Here is a 1,761-nt window from a genome sequence, read left to right as displayed (position 1 = left end):
GTCGCCCGGGGTAACTTCGCCTATTGGATGGGTCAGGCGGGAGACCCCGCGATGGCCCGTGACCAGTACGCCGCCCTGCTCCTGATCCACCGGCGGGTCCTCGGCCCCGGCCATCCGGACACGTTGCTCGACCAGCGCAACCTCGCCCACTGGACCGGTGAGGCGGGGGATCCCGCGGGTGCCCGGGACCAGTTCGCCGCGGTACTGGCGCTGTTCGAACGGGCGTTGGGACCCGAGCACCGCGAGACCGTGGCCGCCCGCACCGAGCTCGCCGTCTGGACGGCCCGGTGCCAGCCGTCGTAGGGCAGGGCGGTGCCCCCTTCGGCCTTGGGCGGGCGGCCTTGGGCGGGCTGGTCCGGGGCTGAGCAGGGGAACGCGGCTGCGATCCTGGTCAGCGGCGAAGCGTCAGCGTGCCGTCCCGGACGGTTCCGGCCAGTGTGGTTTCGCCGGTCCAGGTGACTCCGGAGGCATGCTCGGGACTCGGTAGGTCGGCCGGGTCCAGTCCGACAAGCCGCAGTGCCGGCCGGCCGCACTGCGGCGGGTAGGAACCGGCGAGCCCGGTGCACAGGTAACTGGCCCCGTCCGGCCTGATGAGGACGTACCCGCGGACCGTCACCTGCCGGTCAGGCGGGGCGGCGAACGCACCCGCCACATCCAGCACCCTGCCCGGTGCCGGCCCGGTCGGTTCCGCCGGCCCGGCGTTGATCGGACCGGCGCACCCGACGAGCACGCAGAGCAGGAGGGGGAGAAGGGGGAGGGAGACAGGGGGGAGGCGTGTCACGGCGCCCTCCTCCGGCGCGATGAAAATCACGGTAAATTCGAAAAAAAGGGGACGCGCATTTCCCGCGTCCCCCCGGCTGTGGCCAGCCTACAGATTCGCGGTCGCGTAGTACAGGTCGCGCACCTCGTTGCCGAAGTACGGGCCGTTCCACTTGTACCGGACGCCGTTGGCGTCCCAGAACACCCAGCTGTTGACGGAGTCGAGGTATCCGAACGTTCCGTCGAAGTCGTCCAGCCAGGGTCCGCCGCTGGCACCCTCGGTCATGTTGCAGTTGATACCGACGAAGCCGCCGTCGTTGTACGTCGTCCCACTACAGTATTGCAGGGAGAGCCCGTTGAACGGCGCCCGATCCGGGTAGCCGAACTGGTAGACATACTGCACCAGCGGGAAGTTCCATTCGATTCCCTGACCACCGACGACGTTGACGATGTGCTGTCCTGAAGCGTTGGTGTTCAGCACTGCGACGCCGAAGTCGTAGGAACGGTTGGCGTTCTGCACCCAGCTGCTCCAGCTCCAGAGCTGGCGCGCGGACCACACGCTGTAGGGCGCGTTCCCGTTGTTGTAGCGCGGGACGAAGACCCAGTTGGTGAACCAGGCCCCGCCGCCGCCCGAGTTTACGCAGTGGCCGGCGGTGAACACCAGGTTCTTGCCGCCGCTGTTGACGGTGCCGCCCGAGCAGGAGTAGCTGACGCCGCTGCTGTCGGTGAAGAGGACGTGGTGGTCGGCGGGCTGGTCGTCGAGCCGTACCAGGGTGCCGCGGTCGGCCCGAAGCCTGGCCCGCCGCCAGCTGTTCCCGGTGCTGTTCCCGGTACGGGCTCAGTGACATGCGGGTTCACCCGCTCGGCCGGGCCGCCGCGCACCGCCGGCCCCTGTTCCTGGACTTTGCCGCTATTCGCCTTGCTCGGGTCCACCGGCTTGGCCTCGCGCATACGATCTGACGTCCAGAATGTGGACGCCTCCCGTGCCCTACCGTTGGCTAT

3 protein-coding genes are annotated in these 1,761 nt (G+C 68.9%); 1 reads left to right on the top strand and 2 read right to left on the bottom strand.

Annotation, left to right across the window (positions count from 1 at the left end; genetic code table 11):
* On the top strand, positions 1-303 hold a 303-nt coding region (locus tag AC08OU_RS16050; protein ID WP_476605226.1), incomplete at its 5' end, for a tetratricopeptide repeat protein.
* Positions 304-391: 88 nt separating this feature from the next.
* Here the strand turns inward: AC08OU_RS16050 and AC08OU_RS16045 are convergent.
* Both AC08OU_RS16045 and AC08OU_RS16040 read right to left on the bottom strand, forming a co-directional pair.
* Positions 392-781, bottom strand: a complete 390-nt coding sequence (locus AC08OU_RS16045) for a hypothetical protein (RefSeq protein ID WP_476601670.1) — start codon at positions 779-781, stop codon at positions 392-394.
* 87 nt (positions 782-868) lie between these two features.
* On the bottom strand, positions 869-1,420 hold the full coding sequence (locus AC08OU_RS16040) for a trypsin-like serine peptidase (RefSeq protein WP_476601669.1): 552 nt from the start codon (positions 1,418-1,420) through the stop codon (positions 869-871).
* Between the last annotated feature and the right edge of the window lie 341 nt (positions 1,421-1,761).

The organism is Frankia sp. CcMO1 (genome assembly GCF_977945845.1).
This window is presented reverse-complemented; position numbering and strand designations above follow the sequence as displayed.